This window comes from Streptococcus sp. F0442 (assembly GCF_000314795.2).
GTDB lineage: Bacteria > Bacillota > Bacilli > Lactobacillales > Streptococcaceae > Streptococcus.
In genome coordinates this window covers 720,750-740,584 of the sequence record NZ_KB373314.1, presented here as the reverse complement: position 1 = coordinate 740,584, position 19,835 = coordinate 720,750, and the positions used below count along the sequence as shown (strand labels likewise).

The window sequence follows — 19,835 nt, the reverse complement described above, 5'->3', positions numbered from 1 at the left end:
CTTTTACAGCCCTACTCAACTGTGCGGAGGTGGGACGACGAAATCGAATTCTAACGAATTATCGATTTCTGTCCCACTCTCTTTCTTATAGTTTGAAACTATAGCTGGGTCTTGAAAATGGGAAAACCGCTCTTCCTATAATAGTGATAAAATAGTAAGCAGTTAGATTGAATTGTTATCGGAGGGCAATATGAGTAAAAAACGCAAAATCAATACTATTTTGGCACAGGCAGGAATCAAGTCGGATAAAGCAACTGGATCTTTGACGACTCCTTTGCATTTCTCAACCACTTACCAACATCCAGAATTTGGACAGTCTACAGGTTTTGACTATACCCGTACGAAAAATCCTACCCGTGCAACAGCTGAAAAGACTTTAGCTGCTATTGAAAGTGCAGATTATGCTTTAGCGACAAGCTCTGGTATGTCAGCGATTGTTCTTGCTTTCAGCATTTTTCCTGTTGGTTCAAAAGTGCTTGCAGTTCGTGACCTTTACGGGGGTTCTTTCCGCTGGTTTAACCAACAAGAACAAGAAGGTCGTTTCTTTTTTACTTATGCCAACACGGAGGAAGAACTGCTCCAACACTTGGAAAAAGATCAGGTGGATGTCCTCTATATTGAAACACCAACCAATCCATTGATGCTGGAATTTGATATTACTCATTTAGCGAAATTAGCCCATGAAAAAGGTGCCAAAGTTGTGGTGGACAATACCTTCTACAGCCCTATCTACCAACGTCCGATTGAAGAGGGGGCAGATATTGTTCTTCATTCAGCAACCAAGTACTTAGCTGGTCACAACGATGTCCTAGCAGGTGTGGTGGTGACCAATGACGTAGACCTGTATGACCAACTCTTTTATAATTTAAACACGACGGGAGCCGTTCTTTCCCCATTTGACAGTTATCTGTTGATTCGTGGGATCAAGACACTTTCGATCCGGATGGAGCGTTCGACAGAGAATGCTCGCAAGGTGGTTGAATTCTTGAAAACAGCACCTCAAGTTAAAGAAGTCCTCTACACTGGAAAAGGGGGAATGGTCTCCTTTAAAATTCAGGATGAGACAAAAATTCCTAACTTTTTAAATTCTCTTCAAGTCTTTACTTTTGCAGAAAGTCTGGGGGGAGTTGAGAGTCTTATTACCTATCCTACAACCCAGACCCACGCTGATATTCCAGCTGAAGTTCGTCATTCATACGGTTTGACAGATGACCTGCTTCGTTTGTCTATCGGAATCGAAGATGCGGATGATTTGATTGACGATTTGAAGCAAGCATTGGAGGCTTAAGATGAGCAAATATGATTTTACGACTTTACCCAATCGCTTGACCCACCATACCTATAAATGGAAAGAGACAGAGACGGATCCAGAGATCATTCCGGCTTGGATCGCGGACATGGATTTTAACGTCATTCCAGAAGTACGAGAAGCGGTGATTGGCTATGCTGACCAAATGGTCTACGGCTACACCTATGCTGCAGACAGCCTCTATCAGTCGATCCTTGAGTGGGAAAAAGAAGAACACGGTTATTCCTTTGACAAGGAAGCGATCGTCTTTATCGAAGGTGTTGTTCCAGCTATTTCAACAGCTATTCAAGCCTTCACCAAGGAAGGGGATGCGGTCTTAATCAATACACCGGTCTATCCTCCATTTGCACGAAGTGTCAAGTGCAATCGACGAAAATTGATTGAAAATTCGCTGATTGAAAAAGACGGACTCTTTCAAATTGATTTTGATCAGTTGGAAAAAGATATTGTGGAGCAGGATGTCAAACTCTATGTCTTGTGTAATCCGCACAATCCTGGTGGTCGTGTATGGGATCGTGAGGTCTTGGAAAAAATTGGCCATCTCTGTCAAAAACATGGAGTCCTTCTCGTTTCAGATGAAATTCACCAAGACTTAGCCTTGTTTGGACACCGTCATACCAGCTTTAACACGGTTGATCCAAGCTTTAAAGATTTTAGCTTGATCTTAACTAGTGCGACCAAGACCTTCAATATTGCAGGAACAAAAAATTCCTATGTGGTCATTGAAAATCCAAAACTTCGGACAGCCTTTAAACAACGGCAATTGGCCAATAATCAACATGAAATTTCAGGCTTAGGTTATATTGCAACGGAAGCTGCCTATCGTCATGGTAAGCCATGGTTGACGGAGCTCAAGCAAGTCTTTGAAAAACACATTGACTATGTGGTAGATGCATTGCATGAAAAGACCCAAATCCGTGTCATGAAGCCCCAAGGAACCTATCTTCTTTGGTTGGACTTTTCAGCCTATCCTTATACGGATGATGAGCTACATGCTAAAATCCATGACCAAGCTAAATTGATTTTGAACCGTGGATCAGATTTCGGAAAAGAAGGAACCTTGCATGCCCGCCTTAATGTGGCAGCTCCCTTCACCCTCATTGAAGAAATCACCAAACGCTTGGTGGAAACTTTTCACAAATAAGTGTTGACTTTCTGTAAGTGAAGGAGTACAATAAACTCGAAATACGGTAGGTGAGGCTACCACAAGGATACGGATGACTACCGCAAAGCAGTGGAGACACTACTCGTTGGTCAACAGTCCTGATCGCAAAGGTCAAGACTAAGCTCATTTCATCGCCTTGCGGAGCTAAAGCTTGGACGGTCAGTTTTTTAAGAGTTTTGATTGAAAAATAAATGACGAGTTTCATGAGTCCTACCGATCAAGGGTAGGACTCTTTTTATGCCTTACCTAGAAAAGAGAAAGGAGAGAGCTATGATACAAATCGACGATCATCCCGAACCGTACCGAACCAGCCAATCGCTGATTTGTGTCGTAGGGACTCCAAAAGTGATTGGCTCCTGATTGAAAAAGGAGATACCAATGCAAACAAATAAAGAAAGACTCATTGCTGCTCTTCAAGAACCGCTTGAAAGCACCTTTGCTACCTACAAAACCAGTGCCCTTGGTTTGGTTGACGATCAAGTAGAAGAAAACCGAGATACTTATGGCGAAAATGTCATCACAAAAGGTCAAGAAGATTCCATGATCAAAAAGATCTACGAATCGATCATCAATCCTTTTACAGTGATTTTGTTGGTCATTGCGCTGGTTTCCTTCATCACTAATGTCTGGCTAGCAAAACCAGGTGAGCAGGACCCAACGACCTCTATCATCATTGTGACCTTGGTCTTGATCTCTGGTGGGATCCGCTTCATTCAAGAATTGCGGAGCGACAAAGCAGCTAGCAACTTATCACGTATGATTGTCAATACAGCAACCGTTCTGCGTGATGGATCAGAACAAGAAATTCCTATTGATGAAATCGTCGTAGGAGATGTGATCAAACTGAGTGCCGGTGATATGATCCCAGCTGATGTGGTCTTGATTGATTCCCGTGACTTCTTTGTCCAACAATCTGGTCTCACAGGGGAAAGTGATGCTGTTGAAAAGGTTTGTCTCAGAAAAGCTGACAGTCAAAATCTAGATAGTCTTTTGGAGAGTGAAAGCTTGGCCTTTATGGGGACAAATGTCATCTCAGGGCGGGCGACAGCCTTGGTCTTGGTCGTGGGGGATGAAACCATGATGGGCGCTATTGAGCAAACCATCAACACCTATGACGAACCAACCTCATTTGAGAGAGAAATGAATACCATCTCTTGGCTCTTGATTCGGCTCATGTTAGTGATGGTGCCCGTTGTCTTTGTGATCAATGGCCTCACAGACGGTGACTGGTTAGAAGCGGGTGTCTTTGCCCTCAGCGTTGGGGTTGGTTTGACTCCTGAAATGCTGCCGATGATTATTACAGCGAGTCTTGCTAAGGGATCCATCATCATGGCCAAGGAAAAAGTCGTTATCAAAAAACTCAATGCCATTCAAGACCTCGGGGCTATTGATATTTTGTGTACAGATAAAACAGGAACCTTGACCCAAGATGAAATCGTTTTGGAGTATCCGCTTGATATCCATGGCGATTTGGATCTATCAGTCCTTCGCCGGGCTTACTTGAATTCCTATTTCCAAACCGGGCTAAAAAATTTGATGGACCGGGCGATTATCAATCGGACCCATAAAGAAGCCAAGAAACATGAAATCGTCCGCGATCTGGATCAAAACTTCCATAAGATTGATGAATTGCCCTTTGATTTTGAACGTCGTCGCATGAGTGTCATTGTCAAAGACGAAGACGGTGTGGTCAGCATGGTGACTAAGGGTGCCTTGGAAGAAATGCTTTCTGTATCGACTTATGTTGAGTACAAGGGAGAGATTAAACGCTTGACAGATGAAGTCCGTCAAGAGGTCCTCGCTGAAGTTGCTCAGTTAAATGAACAAGGTCTTCGTGTTTTGGGTGTCAGCTACAAAACCGACTTGGACGAAAATGAAATCTTTAGTGTTGAAGATGAAGGAGACATGATCCTAACCGGTTACCTTGCCTTTCTTGATCCACCAAAACCTTCTGCAGCTCCAGCGATTAAAGCTCTTGCAGAATATGGGGTAACCACCAAGATCTTAACTGGGGACAATGAAAAGGTCACCCAAGCTGTCTGTGAAAAAGTAGGACTAGATGTAGAGCGGATTCTTTTGGGAAGCGAAATTGATACGATGACTGACCAAGAGTTAGCACAAGTTGTGGAAACAACAACGGTCTTTGCCAAACTATCACCAGATCAAAAAGCCCGGATCATCTTGTGCCTAAAGAACAATGGCCACAAGGTTGGTTACATGGGAGATGGTATTAACGATGCTCCATCTATGAAGGTCTCAGACGTTGGGATCTCCGTGGATACCGCTGTTGATATTGCCAAAGAAACGGCAGATGTCATCCTTCTGGATAAGGACTTGATGGTTCTTGAAAAAGGCTTGGTCGAAGGCCGCAAGGTCTATGCCAATATGACCAAGTACATCAAGATGACGGTCTCTTCTAACTTCGGGAATATCTTTTCTCTTCTCTTTGCTAGCATCTTTTTGCCCTTCCTTCCAATGGCTCCCGTTCATTTGATTGTGCTCAATCTTATCTATGATCTTTCTTGTATCGCCCTACCTTTTGACAATGTCGACAAGGAATTCCTCAAGAAACCTCGTATCTGGGAAGCAAACTCTATCATGCGCTTTATGGCCTGGATTGGTCCAATTTCATCTGTATTTGATATCATCACCTACATGCTTCTTTACTTCCTTCTTGTCCCAATGATTTTAGGTCATGGCTACAACCATGGAGCAGCAGACGCAGCAGCCTTTATTATGGTTTTCCAAACCGGATGGTTTATCGAATCCATGTGGTCTCAAACCATGGTTATTCATATGTTGCGTTCACCAAAACTGCCATTTATCCAAAGTCGTCCAGCCTTCTCAGTCGTGGTGACGACCCTAGCAGCAGCCTTCTTTGTAACCTCCCTTCCATATAGTCCTTTGGCTTCTATCTTGAAGTTGAGCCAGCTAAATGGATTGTACTTTGTTCTATTGTTTGCGATTATCGTCCTCTATATGCTGAGTGTGACAGTTGTCAAACGTATCTATATTAAGAAATACAAAGAATGGTTGTGATTTTTCCATAGAAAGAGTGAGTCCGAACTTAAAAAATTAAGTGTAAGGGCTCTCTTTTTTTGGTAAAATTTGGTATAATAAGACGAATATAAAGTTGGAAAAGATGATTTCCACGTGTTGCGCGTATCAAAAAAGGAGTAACAGAAAGAGGGAGAGCTTGACTCTTTCTCAATCCAAGCTCCTTTTTAAAGGATCGCAGCTTAGAAAGAAGGATCTCAAAAATGGGAAAACTAGAAGTTATTACACATCCACTGATTCAACACAAATTATCTATTCTTCGTCGGACAGATACCTCTACGAAGGCCTTTCGTGAATTGGTAGATGAGATTGCTATGTTGATGGGTTACGAAGTCTTGCGCGAATTACCTCTTGAAGATGTAGAAATTGAAACACCGATTACCAAAACCGTTCAAAAACAAATTGCAGGGAAGAAATTGGCCATTGTTCCAATCCTTCGTGCAGGCATTGGGATGGTCGATGGGCTCTTGAGTTTGGTACCAGCTGCTAAGGTTGGCCATATCGGGATGTACCGTGATGAAGAAACCTTGAAGCCAGTTGAATACTTGGTGAAATTGCCAGAAGATATTGATCAACGTCGCATCTTTGTAGTAGACCCGATGCTTGCTACGGGCGGATCCGCTATTCTAGCAATTGATTCCTTGAAAAAACGTGGCGCTAGCCATATCAAGTTTGTCTGCTTGGTGGCGGCACCAGAAGGGGTGAAAGCTCTTCAAGAAGCGCATCCAGATGTTGATATCTTTACAGCAGCTCTCGACGACCACTTGAATGATCATGGCTACATTGTTCCAGGTCTTGGAGATGCGGGTGACCGTTTGTTCGGTACTAAATAAAAAGCCCAGTCATAGTAAGGGATAGGTGCTAAAAAATTGACCTTTTTTGACCATTGGTTTATAATAGCAAATATACCTTGAACCTCACGAATTGTGAGAATGAATGGATACTAAAGGAGAAGAATAAATGATTCCAGTAGTTATTGAACAAACCAGCCGTGGAGAACGTTCTTACGATATTTATTCCCGTCTGTTGAAAGATCGGATTATCATGGTGACAGGTCCAGTTGAGGATCAAATGGCCAATTCGATTATTGCCCAATTGCTCTTCTTGGATGCTCAAGATAACACCAAAGATATCTATATGTATATCAATACCCCAGGAGGTTCTGTTTCAGCAGGTCTGGCTATCGTCGATACCATGAACTTTATCAAGTCAGATGTCCAAACCATTGTTATGGGGATGGCAGCTTCAATGGGGACTGTGATTGCGTCAAGTGGTGCGAAAGGCAAACGTTTCATGTTGCCAAATGCTGAGTACATGATCCACCAACCAATGGGGGGCACTGGTGGCGGTACCCAACAAACCGATATGGCGATCGCAGCAGAACATTTGCTCAAAACACGGAATAACTTGGAAAAAATCCTTGCGGAAAATTCAAGTCAACCGATCGAAAAAGTGCATGCAGATGCAGAACGTGATAATTGGATGAGTGCGCAAGAAACTCTTGAATATGGCTTTATTGATGAAATCATGGCCAATAATAATCTGGGCTAACCCTTTCTAAAGGGAAGACCATGGAGGCTGGGCGATGGTCCAGCCTTTTTTGCTACTCATAAAAGAGTAGTTCTTTTTCTTGAAATTTGATATACTAGTAACAGAACGAGAAAGGGATTAACCATGTTTGAGAAACAAGAAAGAACAGGCTTGATTGTTAAATTGTATTACAATCGGGATGGAAAAAAATTACAATCAGTTGGAGATGTCTTGTATCATTCCAAGAAATGTCGCTATGTCCAATTGTATGTGGATAGTGGCAAAGCTGATCAAATCATGGAAGACTTAAAGAAAGAACGTTATGTCAAAAAGGTCTTGCCTTGCTATCTCAAAGAGTTAGATACAGATTTTGTCGGTAGTTTGCAGCGATTAGAGACCTCATCTGTGGCCCTAAAAGGATAGAAAACGCAATCATTTTCTGGATTGCGCTTTTTTTATTGACAATTGTCAGATAATTCGGTATATTCTTAATATGTATTTATTTTAAGATTTATTTAAGGAGATCATTACAAATGAAGAAAAAATTTGCTCTTTCATTTTTAACCATTGCAAGTGTCGCTCTTCTTGCGGCTTGTGGTGAAGTTTCTACTTCAGGTTCAAACACAACTGGTAACGAAATCGGCAAAGAACTAAAAGTCGGTTTTAACTTTGAAAAAACTGGTGAAGTTGCAGCCTACGGTAGTGCTGAACAAAAAGGTGCTCAATTAGCCGTTGATGAAATCAACGCTAAGGGTGGAGCTGACGGTAAGAAGATCGTTGTCACAGACAAAGATAACAAGTCTGAAACAGCTGAAGCAGCTACCGTTACAACAAACCTTGTTACTCAATCAAAAGTAAATGCTCTTGTAGGACCTGCCACTTCAGGTGCTACTGCAGCAGCGGTTGCCAATGCTGGTAAAGCTGGTGTTCCACTGGTTACACCATCTGCAACTCAAGATGATTTGACAAAAGGTCAAGATTACCTTTTCCGTGCAACCTTCATCGATAGCTTCCAAGGACAAATCATTTCAAAATATACAATGGATAACTTGAAAGCCAAGAAAGTCGTTCTTTACTACGATAACTCATCTGACTATGCTAAAGGAATTGCTGAAGCCTTTAAGAAATCTTATAAAGGTGAAATCGTAGCAACAGAAACTTTCCAATCTAAGGATACAGACTTCCAAGCTGCTCTTACAAAAATCAAAGACAAAGACTTCGATGCGATTGTCCTTCCAGGGTACTACACTGAAACTGGTAAAATCGTAAACCAAGCACGTGGTATGGGAATCAAACAACCAATTATTGGTGGTGATGGATTTAGCGATGCGAAATTCGTTGAACAAGCAACACCTGCTGCAGCTACAGACATCTACTACGTAGCTGGATTCTCTACTGAAGGTGAAATGACTGATAAAGCCAAGAAATTCGTAGAAGCTTATAAAGCAAAATACAACGAAGAACCTTCAATGTTTGCAGCTTTGGCGTATGATTCAGTTTACATGGTTGCAGAAGCATCTAAAGGTGCTAAGAACTCTGTCGAATTGAAAGACAACCTTGCGAAGTTGAAAGACTTGGAAGGTGTGACTGGTACAATGTCAATCGACAAGAACCACAACCCGGTTAAATCAGCTCTGATGATTGGCTTGAAAGATGGTAAAGTCAAATCTGTTGAGTCTGTTAAACCATAATTATCATTTGTTGTTTGTACAAGAGGCTGGGAGAATAAAAATTCCTGGCCTCGCTCTTTATTGTTAGAAAGGATGGTTCAAATGCTCCAGCAATTAGTGAACGGTCTAATCTTGGGAAGTGTCTATGCACTCTTGGCCCTTGGTTATACTATGGTGTATGGAATTATCAAATTGATCAACTTTGCCCATGGGGATATCTACATGGTAGGTGCCTTTATGGGATATTTCTTATTAAACTCATTGAAAGTGAACTTCTTTGTAGCTTTGCTTCTAGCTATGGTTGGAACAGCTATTTTAGGGGTTGTGATTGAATACTTGGCTTATCGTCCGCTTCGTCATTCGACTCGGATTGCAGCCTTGATCACAGCCATCGGGGTTTCCTTCTTGCTTGAATATGGGATGGTCTTCTTTGTAGGAGCCAATACCCGTTCCTTCCCGCAAGTCATTGAAACTGTTCGTTACAACTTTGGTCCTATTTCAATCTCCAACATTCAGTTGATGATCTTAGGAGTGTCTATTTTCTTGATGGTCGCTCTTCAATTTATTATCCAAAAGACAAAGATGGGGAAAGCTATGCGTGCTGTTTCTGTCGATAGTGATGCTGCTCAATTGATGGGGATTAATGTAAACCGGACCATCAGCTTTACCTTTGCTTTGGGATCAGCCTTGGCAGGTGCTGGTGGTGTCTTGATCGGTTTGTATTACAACTCGATTGAGCCTTTGATGGGGATGACACCAGGGATCAAAGCCTTTGTCGCAGCCGTTCTTGGAGGAATCGGAATCATTCCAGGTGCTGCCCTAGGTGGATTTGTCATCGGTTTGTTGGAAACCTTCGCTACAGCGATCGGTCTTTCAGACTTCCGTGATGCCATTGTGTATGCCATCTTGATTGTAATCTTGCTCATACGTCCAGCAGGTATCCTCGGTAAAAATGTGAAAGAGAAGGTGTAAGCCATGAAACAAAATTTAAAAGTGAATTTAGTCTGGCTTGGTCTTTTGGTCGCAGGTTTTGCCTTGATCCAAGTCTTGGTTGCAGCGGGTGTGCTCAACCTCTTCTATATCCAAATTTTGGAACAAATCGGGATTAACATTATCCTTGCAGTTGGCTTGAACCTCATCGTTGGTTTCTCAGGTCAATTCTCACTCGGACATGCCGGATTTATGGCAATTGGTGCCTACTCTGCAGCCATTCTCGGTTCCAAATCACCAACTTACGGTGCTTTCTTTGGCGCGATGGTTTTAGGGGCCTTGATTGCTGGTGTCGTTGCCTTGATCGTTGGGGTTCCAACCCTTCGTTTGAAAGGAGACTACCTTGCGATTGCGACACTTGGGGTTTCTGAAATCATCCGGATCTTGATCGTCAATGGCGGTACTCTAACAAATGGTGCCGCTGGTATCCTTGGTTTGCCAGCCTTTACAACATGGCAATTGGTTTACCTCTTTGTCGTGATTACAACGATCTTTACGATTAACTTCTTACGCAGTCCAATTGGGCGTTCTACCCTTTCTGTTCGTGAAGATGAAATCGCAGCAGAATCTGTTGGGATCAATACGACCAAAGTCAAAGTCATCGCCTTTGTATTTGGTGCGATCACAGCGGCGATTGCTGGATCTCTCCAAGCTGGCTTTATTGGCTCCGTTGTTCCTAAAGATTATTCTTTCACCAATACTATTAATGTCTTGATCATTGTCGTGTTTGGTGGTTTGGGATCAATGTCAGGAACAGTTGTGGCAGCTATCGTCTTGGGGATCTTGAACATGGTGCTTCAAGACTTCTCAAGTGTCCGTATGATCATTTACTCATTGGCTTTGATTCTCGTGATGATCTTCCGTCCAGGTGGTCTTCTTGGAACATGGGAATTCAGCTTGAAAAAACTACTCTCAAAAAAGGAGGCTAACTAATGGCACTTCTTGAAGTAAAAAATTTAACAAAAAACTTTGGTGGTTTGACAGCCGTTGGGGATGTGACCATGGAACTCAATGAAGGGGAATTGGTTGGTTTGATCGGGCCCAACGGTGCCGGAAAAACAACCCTCTTCAACCTCCTAACAGGAGTGTATGAGCCAAGTGAAGGGACCATTACCTTAGATGGTCAGCTACTTAATGGCAAAGCACCTTATAAAATCGCTGCAGGTGGTCTGGGACGGACTTTCCAAAATATTCGTCTCTTTAAAGACTTGAGCGTTTTGGATAATGTCTTGATTGCCTTTGCCAACCACCACAAACCACATGTCTTTGCTAGTCTGTTCCGCTTGCCAAGCTATTACAAGAATGAAGAAGCGTTGAAAGCGAAAGCCCTTGAATTATTAGCGATTTTTGGTTTGGAAAAAGAAGCAGATACCTTGGCTAAGAACTTAGCTTACGGACAACAACGTCACTTGGAGATCGTTCGTGCCCTTGCTACAGAGCCAAAAATCCTCTTTTTGGATGAACCTGCTGCAGGGATGAACCCTCAAGAAACAGCAGAATTGACCCAATTGATCCGTCGCATTCAAAAAGAATTTAATATTACGATCATGCTGATCGAACACGATATGAGCTTGGTCATGGAAGTAACAGAACGGATTTATGTATTGGAATATGGTCGCTTGATTGCCCATGGTAGGCCAGATGAAATCAAGACCAACAAACGTGTAATCGAAGCATATCTAGGAGGTGAAGCCTAATGTCTATGTTAAAAGTTGAAAATCTTTCTGTACACTATGGCATGATCCAGGCTGTCCGTGATGTCAGTTTCGAGGTAAACGAAGGGGAAGTTGTTTCTCTTATCGGTGCTAACGGTGCTGGGAAAACATCTATTCTTCGTACCATTTCAGGTTTGGTGCGTCCAAGTGCTGGGAAAATCGAGTTTTTGGGTCAGGAGATTCAAAAGGTTCCTGCTCAAAAGATTGTAGCAGCCGGACTCTCTCAAGTTCCAGAAGGCCGCCACGTCTTTCCGGGTTTAACTGTTATGGAAAACTTGGAGATGGGAGCTTTCTTGAAGAAAGATCGAGAAGAAAATCAAGCTAACTTGAAGAAAGTCTTCTCCCGTTTCCCACGTTTGGAAGAACGGAAGAACCAAGATGCAGCAACCCTATCTGGTGGGGAACAACAAATGTTAGCAATGGGTCGTGCACTTATGTCAACGCCAAAACTCTTGCTTCTGGATGAACCTTCTATGGGATTGGCCCCAATCTTTATCCAAGAAATCTTTGATATTATCCAAGATATCCAAAAACAAGGAACAACGGTTCTCTTAATCGAGCAAAATGCCAACAAGGCTCTTGCCATCGCAGACCGCGGTTATGTTTTGGAAACAGGGAAAGTCGTTCTGTCCGGAACAGGAAAAGAACTCTTAGCCTCAGAAGAAGTCCGCAAGGCTTACCTTGGTGGATAAGATTTCTAAAATTCACTAGAACGTTAAAAAGAAAGGCCCGAAAGACCTTTCTTTTTTTATCTCTCCTGTTTGATTTTTCTAAATTTTGAAAACAAGCGAAAACTGCTGAAAGCGTTTGAAATCATTCTTAAAATCAAGTATAATAAAACTAGTAAAAGCATAGGAGAACTTGTTATGGCTGTTAAAGATTTTATGACACGTAAAGTGGTTTACATTAGTCCAGATACTACAATTGCTCATGCGGCAGATTTGATGCGCGAACAAGGTTTACACCGTTTGCCGGTCATTGAAAATGATCAATTAGTTGGCTTGGTGACAGAAGGTACGATTGCAGAAGCAAGTCCATCTAAAGCAACCAGCTTGTCTATTTTCGAGATGAACTATCTGTTGAACAAAACCAAGGTCAAAGATGTCATGCTTCGCGATGTCATTACCGTCTCAAAATTTGCAAGTTTAGAAGATGCGACCTACCTCATGTATAAGAACAAGGTAGGAATCCTTCCAGTCGTGGACAATGAGCAAGTATCCGGTGTCATCACTGACCGTGATATTTTCCGTGCCTTCCTTGAAGTGTCCGGTTATGGAGAAGAAGGAGTCCGTGTTCGCTTTGTGACAGAAGATAAGGTTGGCGTTCTAGAACAAATCATTCACTTGATTGTAGAAGAAGGGTATAACATCGCCAATACAGTCAATATCCCAACCAAAGACGATCGTGTCGTCATCGAAGTTCAAATTGATGGGGTGACAGATCTAGAAGGGATCCGTACTAAATTTGAAGCCAACGGTTTGAAAGTAGATGAAATCACTCGAACTAGCGCAAAAGCTATTTAATAAAAAATCAGACTGGATGACAATCCAGTCTGATTTTTTATTAACGGTTAATGGGTTGTTTTTCTTTATCTAAAGTGAAGCCTTCTCCGAGAATTTCATGGGCTTCGGAAATCGTGATAAAGGCGAATGGATCGATCTGATTGATGATGTCTTTCATTTGTTTCATCTCATTCCGTGAAACGACACAGTAGACGATATCCAGATCTTTACGGCTGTAATAGCCCATTCCACGGATAAAGGTAATCCCACGACCCAGATCATCAGATACCTTTTGGGCAATCTCTTCTGGTTTAGATGTAACGATGAGGAAGCCTTTTCCAGCAAAACCACCTTCTCCAATCAAGTCTATCACAAGGGTGTCAATCAGGATAAAGAAGAGAGTGTACATGGCGGTACGGACATCTTGGAAGACTACGACAACAGTTGTCAGAACAATGGCATCGACAATCAACATGAGTTTTCCCATACTGAGGGAAGTGTATTTATTAAAGATGCGAGCGAGGATATCTGTTCCTCCAGTAGTTCCACCGGCATTGAAGATGATCCCTAGCCCCAAACCAAGCACAACGCCTGAGGCAATACAGGCAAGCAGAATATCTCCTTTAAAGGCGTCAAAGATGAAGTGATGGTAGCGGTGGCTGAGGGGCATGGCTTCAAAAATCGCCATCCAAGCCGAAACCGAGAAGGTCCCCAGTAAGCTCAGATAAAGAGATTTTTTACCCAGCAGTTTCCAAGCGAGAACAAAGAGAGGGATATTGATCAGTAAGTTCATGAGGGATACGGGGATTTTGAAGAGGTAATAGGTGATCAAGGTAATCCCTGTTGCTCCTCCTTCATAGAAGTGAAAAGGGATGACCAAAAAATAGATCCCAAATGAAAAAATGCCGGCCCCCAAAATGATAGCCAGAATATCTTTAAATTTAAACATGATAGGTAGTCTCCTAAAACTTTATAAGAATATTGTAACAAAAAAGTGAAAAAATGAAAATGACTTTGAAAAATTTTCTCTCCTAAAATACAAGATTTTTACCCTTATTTTTGGTAAAATAAAAAGAAGAAAAACAGAAAGAGGATACTATGGGAAACGGTACATTAATTTCATTTGAAGGACCAGAAGGAGCAGGGAAATCATCGATCCTAGAAGCCGTTTTGCCTCTACTTGAAGAAAAAGAAATTCCTTATATCACAACCCGTGAACCAGGTGGTGTCGACATTGCCGAAAAGATCCGCCAGGTCATTTTGGATCCAGACCATACCAGTATGGATGCCAAGACCGAGTTGTTGCTTTATATTGCTAGTCGCCGGCAGCATTTGGTAGAACGTGTTTTGCCAGCCCTTGCAGCTGGGAAGATTGTCTTGATGGACCGCTTTATTGACAGCTCGGTGGCTTATCAAGGGTATGGTCGCGGTCTGAGCGTGGAAGACATCGAGTGGCTCAATCAATTCGCGACAGATGGTCTTAAGCCAGATCTCACCCTTTACTTTGATGTGGATGTCGAAGAAGGGCTCGCCCGAATTGCGAAAAACCAAGAGCGGGAAGTCAATCGTTTGGATTTGGAAGGATTGGAACTTCACCAAAAGGTCAGACAAGGTTATTTAGCCTTGTATGAAAAGGAACCAGAGCGAATCGTGAAAATCGATGCCAGTCAATCCTTTGAAGACGTCTTTACGGATGTCTTGGCTGTTTTAGAAGATCGCTTGGGGACATTGAAATGAAGCTAGAAGAGATCCAACAGCTCCAGCCAGAATTGGTGGAGCGCTTCACCCAGATCCTAGAACACAAACAGCTCAGTCATGCTTATCTCTTTACAGGTTCTTTTGCCAGTTTTGAGATGGCCCTCTTGCTAGCTCAAAGTCAGTTTTGCGAAGATTTGCAGGGAGTCTGGCCTTGTGGTAAATGCCGGTCCTGCCGCTTGATTGCGGAAGAAGAATTCTCTGACGTGAAGATCGTGCGTCCAGTCAACCAGATCATTAAGACTGATCGTATTCGCTCGCTGGTTCAAGACTTTTCTCAATCCGGATTTGAAGGAAGTCGGCAGGTCTTTATCGTCCAAGATGCGGATAAGATGCATACCAATGCAGCCAACTCTCTCTTAAAAGTCATGGAAGAGCCCCAGAGTGAGATCTATCTCTTCTTGTTGACATCCGATGAAAACTTGATTTTACCGACCATCAAAAGTCGGGCCCAGCAGGTCCATTTTCCAAAAAAGCAAGCCTACCTTACCGAACGTCTAGAAAAAGAAGGTTTGATTAAATCGCAGGCAAGTCTAGTAGCTCGATTTAGTTTTAGTCTTGAAGAGGCAGAGCAGCAAAAAAAGAATGCTACTTTTTTTGAGTTGGCTAAAGTTTGTAATCAGTTCATCGAACGTTGTCACTCCAATTTGAATAGCGCCTATTTGGAAGTGACTCGATTGGTGAGCTTAGCAGATGATAAGGAAAAACAAAGCCAAGCCTTTCGATTGATGGAGTTGGCTTTAGAAGAGCAGTTGCGCTTGAGCAGATCCCAGCAGTTGCTGGAAAAATTGAGTCTTGCTCGCACCATGTGGAAGGCCAATGTTTCTTTTCAAAATGCTCTAGAATATATGGTTTTGAGCTTAGAAAGTTAAGGAGTCAGAATGAATAAAAAAGAATTATTTGATGCTTTAGACGGCTTTTCTCAGAATTTGTTGGTCACCTTGGCTGAAGTCGAAGCCATCAAGAAAAATTTGAAACAAGTCATCGAAGAAAATACAGCTCTTCGCTTAGAAAATGATAAATTGAGAGAGCGTTTGGGGGAAGTGGAGAAGTCCTCCTCCACAAAGTCACAACACCATGGTCGTGAAAATTTGCAACGAATTTACAATGACGGCTTTCATATTTGCACCTATTCCTATGGTCAACGCCGTGAGAACGATGAAGAGTGTATGTTTTGTGACGAGTTGTTATTTAGGGAGTAAGCATGCAGATCCAACGAAGTTTTAAAGGGGAAAAGAAAACAGGGGTGCTTTACCTGGTCCCAACACCGATCGGCAATCGTGAAGATATGAGTTACCGCATGGTCCAGACCTTGAAGGATGTGGACTTGATCGCAGCTGAGGATACTAGAAATACAGGCCTCTTGCTCAAGCATTTTGAGATTAGGACTCCCCAGACTAGCTTTCATGAACACAATGCCATGGAGAAAATTCCAGATCTGATCGCCCATTTAGAATCCGGAAAGGATGTGGCGCAAGTCTCAGATGCAGGACTCCCAAGTATTTCTGATCCTGGTCATGATTTGGTCAAGGCAGCGATTGAACGAGAGATTCCTGTCGTAGCTGTTCCTGGTCCTAGTGCAGGAATAACTGGTTTGATTGCCAGTGGCCTAGCCCCTCAACCTCATATTTTTTATGGATTTCTGCCTCGCAAAGAGGGGCAACAAAAGGCCTTTTTCCAAGAAAAAGTGGCCTATCCAGAGACCCAGATCTTTTATGAGTCGCCCCATCGGGTGAAGGCGACCTTAGAGAATATGTTGGCTGTCTATGGGGATCGTCCGGTTGTCTTGGTTCGTGAATTGACCAAGATCTACGAAGAATATACTCGTGGCAGTATTTCTGAGTTAGTCGCATTTCTTGAAGAAAATCCCCTTAAAGGGGAGTGTCTCTTGATCGTCGAAGGAGCCAAAGAAGAAGAGTTAGACCTAGAAGAGGTTGACTTAATCCAAGAGATCGATACCTTGGTCCAAGAGGGCATGAAGAAAAATCAAGCAATTAAACAGGTCTCCAAACAATACGGCCTGCAAAAGAGTGAGCTCTATGCTCGTTACCACCAAGAGTAAGAAAGGTTGAAAGCAGGATGGAAATTAGAATGGCTTATCCCAACGAGATTAAGCGAATTATGGAAATCATCCAAGATGCCAAGGAAAGCCTGGCTCAAAGACAGGTTGACCAGTGGCAGGATGGCTATCCAGATGAAGAGATCATTTTTGAGGATATACTAGAAAGTCGTGGCTATGTGGCCGTTGAAGACCAAGAGGTCGTAGCCTATGCAGCCGTCCACAAGGGAAATGAAGCGGCCTATAATGAGATTTACGATGGCAAGTGGGAGCATGACAACTATATGTATGTTACCTTTCACCGTGTCGCTGTGGCCAAAGAAGCTGCTGGCAAAGGGGTGGCTCAGACCTTCCTCCAAGGGTTGATCGAAGGAGAAAAAGGGCCTGATTTCCGTTGCGATACGCATCCGGATAATCTGGTCATGCAACATTTGCTTGAAAAATTAGGCTACCATTATTGTGGAAAGGTCCCAATTGATGGTGTCCGTCTGGCTTATCAAAAGATCAAACGAAAAGCAGAAACCAGTTTGTTCCAAGTGGTCTCAGAAGAGGACCGCTGGGACCAAAGAGCAGAAGCGGCCTACAATGACACTTTATCTTAAACAATTCTATGAAAGCCCTATGGGACTTCTTTCGATCATTGTCAGCGAAGAAGGCCTTGTAGAGCTTGATTTTTATGATCCAAAAGAGCCTGTACCAGATTCTGATGGAGCCCTAGAGCAAGTTCATCCCTTCCATGAAAAGGTGAAGGAGTGGTTGGACCACTATTTTGCGGGGGATCCAATTCCCGTCAGCTTTCCATTAGCGCCAAAAGGAACAGCCTTTCAAGAGCGGGTATGGCAGTTGTTGCGAGAGATCCCCTATGGTGAGACCAAGACCTATGGGCAGCTTGCACAGGATCTTTCTTGTGGTTCTGCTCAGGCCGTGGGACAAGCTGTTGGGCGCAATCCCTTGACAATTCTAGTCCCCTGTCACCGCGTGATGGGAAAAAATGGAGAATTGACAGGCTATGCGTCTGGACTCGATCGTAAACGCTGGCTCTTACAACACGAAGGAATTACCTGGAAGGAGAAATGAAATCGATGTATACCTTTATTGAATACCCAAAATGTTCGACTTGTCGAAAGGCTAAATCAGAATTGGACGGTCTCCAATGTGAGTTTCAGAGCCAAAATATTGTAACCGAAACACCGACTAGTCAAGAATTGCAAGACTGGATGGTAGCGTCTGGCCTACCGATCAAATCTTTCTTTAATACCAGCGGGATGAAATACCGGGAACTCGGCTTGAAAGATAAGGTGGATCAACTGACAGTGAAAGAAGCAGCGGATCTCCTTGCTTCAGACGGTATGCTGATCAAGCGCCCCCTACTTGTCAAAGACGGAAAAGTGGTTCAAGTGGGCTACCGGAAACCATACGCAGACTTAGATTTGTAAATGAAAAGGGAGTTGGACTCCCTTTTCATTTTGAGTTGAAGATGATATAATCATACGAGTGAAATCTACGAAAGAGAGTTAAGCATGAGTATTTTAGAAGTGAAAAATTTGAGTCACGGTTTTGGGGACCGTGCGATTTTTGAGGATGTGTCTTTCCGTTTGCTAAAGGGAGAGCATATCGGTCTGGTCGGGGCCAATGGTGAAGGGAAATCGACCTTCATGAGCATCGTGACCGGTAAGATGCAACCAGACGAAGGAAAGGTCGAGTGGTCTAAGTATGTGACCGCTGGTTACCTGGACCAACACGCTGTCCTAAAAGAAGGACAAACGGTGCGCGATGTCTTGCGGACAGCTTTTGATGAGTTGTTCACAGCAGAAGCTCGGATCAATGACCTCTATATGGCCATGGCAGAAGACGGAGCTGATGTCGATGCTTTGATGGAAGAGGTTGGAGAACTCCAAGAGCGTCTAGAAAGCCGTGATTTCTATACCTTGGATGCCAAGATTGATGAGGTAGCCCGGGCTCTTGGGGTCATGGATTTTGGGATGGATACGGATGTGACCTCCTTGTCAGGTGGGCAACGGACCAAGGTCCTCTTGGCCAAACTCCTCCTTGAAAAACCAGATATCTTGCTACTAGATGAGCCGACCAACTACTTGGATGCAGAGCACATCGATTGGCTCAAGCGCTATTTGCAAAATTATGAAAATGCCTTTGTCCTCATTTCCCACGATATTCCATTCTTGAACGATGTGATCAACATCGTCTACCATGTGGAAAATCAGCAGTTGACCCGTTATTCTGGGGACTACTACCAATTCCTTGAAGTCTATGAAATGAAGAAATCGCAATTGGAAGCGGCTTATGAGCGTCAGCAAAAAGAAATTGCTGATTTGAAGGATTTCGTAGCCCGTAATAAGGCGCGTGTGGCTACACGGAATATGGCCATGTCCCGTCAGAAGAAGCTGGACAAGATGGAACTCATTGAGTTGCAAAGTGAGAAACCAAAGCCCTCCTTTGAATTTAAAAATGCCCGGACTCCTGGTCGCTTTATCTTCCAGGCCAAGGATCTCCAAATTGGCTATGATCGTCCTTTAACCAAGCCTTTAAACCTGACCTTTGAACGCAATCAAAAGGTAGCTATCATCGGAGCTAATGGGATCGGGAAGACCACTCTCTTAAAGAGCTTGCTGGGAATCATCCCACCGATTGCTGGGGAAGTAGAACGGGGAGATTACCTAGAACTTGGCTACTTTGAACAAGAGGTCGAAGGGGGCAATCGTCAGACACCGCTAGAGGCAGTTTGGAATGCCTTTCCAGCTCTCAACCAAGCAGAGGTCCGTGCAGCCCTTGCCCGCTGTGGTTTGACCACCAAGCATATCGAGAGCCAAATCCAGGTCTTATCCGGTGGGGAGCAAGCCAAGGTACGCTTCTGTCTCCTCATGAATCGTGAAAACAATGTCTTGGTCTTGGACGAACCAACCAACCACTTGGATGTGGATGCTAAAGATGAATTGAAAAGGGCTCTGAAAGAGTACAAGGGATCTATCCTCATGGTTTGCCATGAACCAGACTTCTATGAAGGCTGGATGGACCAAATCTGGGACTTTAATGAATTAACGTAAACACAAAAAGAGAACCGTGCG

At 43.3% G+C, this 19,835-nt stretch carries 21 protein-coding genes and 1 riboswitch; of the genes, 20 read left to right on the top strand and 1 reads right to left on the bottom strand.

The features are described 5' to 3' along the window. Positions 1-190: 190 nt before the first annotated feature. The 12 genes from HMPREF9186_RS03705 (at position 191) to HMPREF9186_RS03650 (ending at position 12,959) form a co-directional block, all read left to right on the top strand. Positions 191-1,288 carry a cystathionine gamma-synthase gene (locus HMPREF9186_RS03705; RefSeq protein WP_009731479.1) on the top strand — a complete coding sequence of 366 codons (1,098 nt, stop codon included), beginning with the start codon at positions 191-193 and terminating at the stop codon, positions 1,286-1,288. A 1-nt stretch (position 1,289) separates the two neighbouring features. Further along, positions 1,290-2,453, top strand: a complete 1,164-nt coding sequence (locus HMPREF9186_RS03700; protein WP_009731478.1) for a MalY/PatB family protein — start codon at positions 1,290-1,292, stop codon at positions 2,451-2,453. 35 nt (positions 2,454-2,488) lie between these two features. Next, a riboswitch (M-box (ykoK) riboswitch) is annotated at positions 2,489-2,646 on the top strand. Between the two features lie 206 nt (positions 2,647-2,852). Next, entirely contained in the window at positions 2,853-5,513 is a 2,661-nt protein-coding gene (gene mgtA / locus HMPREF9186_RS03695; RefSeq protein ID WP_009731477.1) for a magnesium-translocating P-type ATPase, read from the top strand. A gap of 221 nt (positions 5,514-5,734) precedes the next feature. Then, positions 5,735-6,364, top strand: a complete 630-nt coding sequence (upp, locus tag HMPREF9186_RS03690) for a uracil phosphoribosyltransferase (RefSeq protein WP_009731476.1) — start codon at positions 5,735-5,737, stop codon at positions 6,362-6,364. 127 nt (positions 6,365-6,491) lie between these two features. Beyond that, on the top strand, positions 6,492-7,082 hold the full coding sequence (locus HMPREF9186_RS03685; RefSeq protein ID WP_009731475.1) for an ATP-dependent Clp protease proteolytic subunit: 591 nt from the start codon (positions 6,492-6,494) through the stop codon (positions 7,080-7,082). Between the two features lie 123 nt (positions 7,083-7,205). Beyond that, positions 7,206-7,484 carry a DUF2129 domain-containing protein gene (locus HMPREF9186_RS03680; RefSeq protein WP_009731474.1) on the top strand — a complete coding sequence of 93 codons (279 nt, stop codon included), beginning with the start codon at positions 7,206-7,208 and terminating at the stop codon, positions 7,482-7,484. Positions 7,485-7,594: 110 nt separating this feature from the next. Continuing rightward, positions 7,595-8,752: an ABC transporter substrate-binding protein gene (locus HMPREF9186_RS03675; protein WP_009731473.1), complete on the top strand. Its 1,158-nt coding sequence runs from the start codon at positions 7,595-7,597 to the stop codon at positions 8,750-8,752. Between the two features lie 81 nt (positions 8,753-8,833). Next, positions 8,834-9,703, top strand: coding sequence for a branched-chain amino acid ABC transporter permease (locus tag HMPREF9186_RS03670; protein WP_009731472.1), 870 nt, complete (start codon positions 8,834-8,836; stop codon positions 9,701-9,703). Positions 9,704-9,706: 3 nt separating this feature from the next. Beyond that, on the top strand, positions 9,707-10,654 hold the full coding sequence (locus HMPREF9186_RS03665; protein WP_003008278.1) for a branched-chain amino acid ABC transporter permease: 948 nt from the start codon (positions 9,707-9,709) through the stop codon (positions 10,652-10,654). Continuing rightward, positions 10,654-11,418, top strand: coding sequence for an ABC transporter ATP-binding protein (locus HMPREF9186_RS03660; protein ID WP_009731471.1), 765 nt, complete (start codon positions 10,654-10,656; stop codon positions 11,416-11,418). Before HMPREF9186_RS03665 ends, HMPREF9186_RS03660 begins: the two co-directional genes overlap by 1 nt. Beyond that, positions 11,418-12,128, top strand: a complete 711-nt coding sequence (locus HMPREF9186_RS03655; RefSeq protein ID WP_003008277.1) for an ABC transporter ATP-binding protein — start codon at positions 11,418-11,420, stop codon at positions 12,126-12,128. Before HMPREF9186_RS03660 ends, HMPREF9186_RS03655 begins: the two co-directional genes overlap by 1 nt. Positions 12,129-12,302: 174 nt before the next feature. Next, on the top strand, positions 12,303-12,959 hold the full coding sequence (locus tag HMPREF9186_RS03650) for a CBS domain-containing protein (protein ID WP_009731470.1): 657 nt from the start codon (positions 12,303-12,305) through the stop codon (positions 12,957-12,959). A 40-nt stretch (positions 12,960-12,999) separates the two neighbouring features. On the opposite strand, the gene HMPREF9186_RS03645 is transcribed toward HMPREF9186_RS03650, so the two are convergent. Next, positions 13,000-13,887, bottom strand: a complete 888-nt coding sequence (locus tag HMPREF9186_RS03645) for a YitT family protein (protein WP_009731469.1) — start codon at positions 13,885-13,887, stop codon at positions 13,000-13,002. Positions 13,888-14,036: 149 nt separating this feature from the next. Between HMPREF9186_RS03645 and tmk the strand changes: the two genes are divergently transcribed. The 8 genes from tmk to HMPREF9186_RS03605 all read left to right on the top strand — a co-directional run bounded on the left by tmk (position 14,037) and on the right by HMPREF9186_RS03605 (position 19,814). Continuing rightward, a complete protein-coding gene (gene tmk, locus HMPREF9186_RS03640) occupies positions 14,037-14,675 on the top strand; it encodes a dTMP kinase (RefSeq protein WP_009731468.1) in 639 nt (212 codons plus the stop codon). Then, positions 14,672-15,565, top strand: coding sequence for a DNA polymerase III subunit delta' (locus HMPREF9186_RS03635; RefSeq protein WP_009731467.1), 894 nt, complete (start codon positions 14,672-14,674; stop codon positions 15,563-15,565). Before tmk ends, HMPREF9186_RS03635 begins: the two co-directional genes overlap by 4 nt. Positions 15,566-15,574: 9 nt before the next feature. Beyond that, a complete protein-coding gene (yabA, locus tag HMPREF9186_RS03630) occupies positions 15,575-15,895 on the top strand; it encodes a DNA replication initiation control protein YabA (RefSeq protein WP_009731466.1) in 321 nt (106 codons plus the stop codon). Positions 15,896-15,897: 2 nt separating this feature from the next. Further along, complete coding sequence (rsmI, locus tag HMPREF9186_RS03625) at positions 15,898-16,755, top strand: 16S rRNA (cytidine(1402)-2'-O)-methyltransferase (protein WP_009731465.1); 858 nt, start codon at positions 15,898-15,900, stop codon at positions 16,753-16,755. Positions 16,756-16,772: 17 nt separating this feature from the next. Next, positions 16,773-17,354, top strand: coding sequence for a GNAT family N-acetyltransferase (locus HMPREF9186_RS03620; RefSeq protein ID WP_037613917.1), 582 nt, complete (start codon positions 16,773-16,775; stop codon positions 17,352-17,354). After that, positions 17,338-17,829 (top strand): methylated-DNA--[protein]-cysteine S-methyltransferase, encoded by a 492-nt coding sequence (locus HMPREF9186_RS03615; protein ID WP_009731463.1) that lies wholly within the window; start codon positions 17,338-17,340, stop codon positions 17,827-17,829. The genes HMPREF9186_RS03620 and HMPREF9186_RS03615 overlap by 17 nt, the downstream gene beginning before the upstream one ends. A gap of 5 nt (positions 17,830-17,834) precedes the next feature. Then, complete coding sequence (locus tag HMPREF9186_RS03610) at positions 17,835-18,188, top strand: arsenate reductase family protein (protein ID WP_009731462.1); 354 nt, start codon at positions 17,835-17,837, stop codon at positions 18,186-18,188. Between the two features lie 84 nt (positions 18,189-18,272). Continuing rightward, positions 18,273-19,814 (top strand): ABC-F family ATP-binding cassette domain-containing protein, encoded by a 1,542-nt coding sequence (locus tag HMPREF9186_RS03605; RefSeq protein ID WP_009731461.1) that lies wholly within the window; start codon positions 18,273-18,275, stop codon positions 19,812-19,814. Positions 19,815-19,835: the final 21 nt, after the last annotated feature.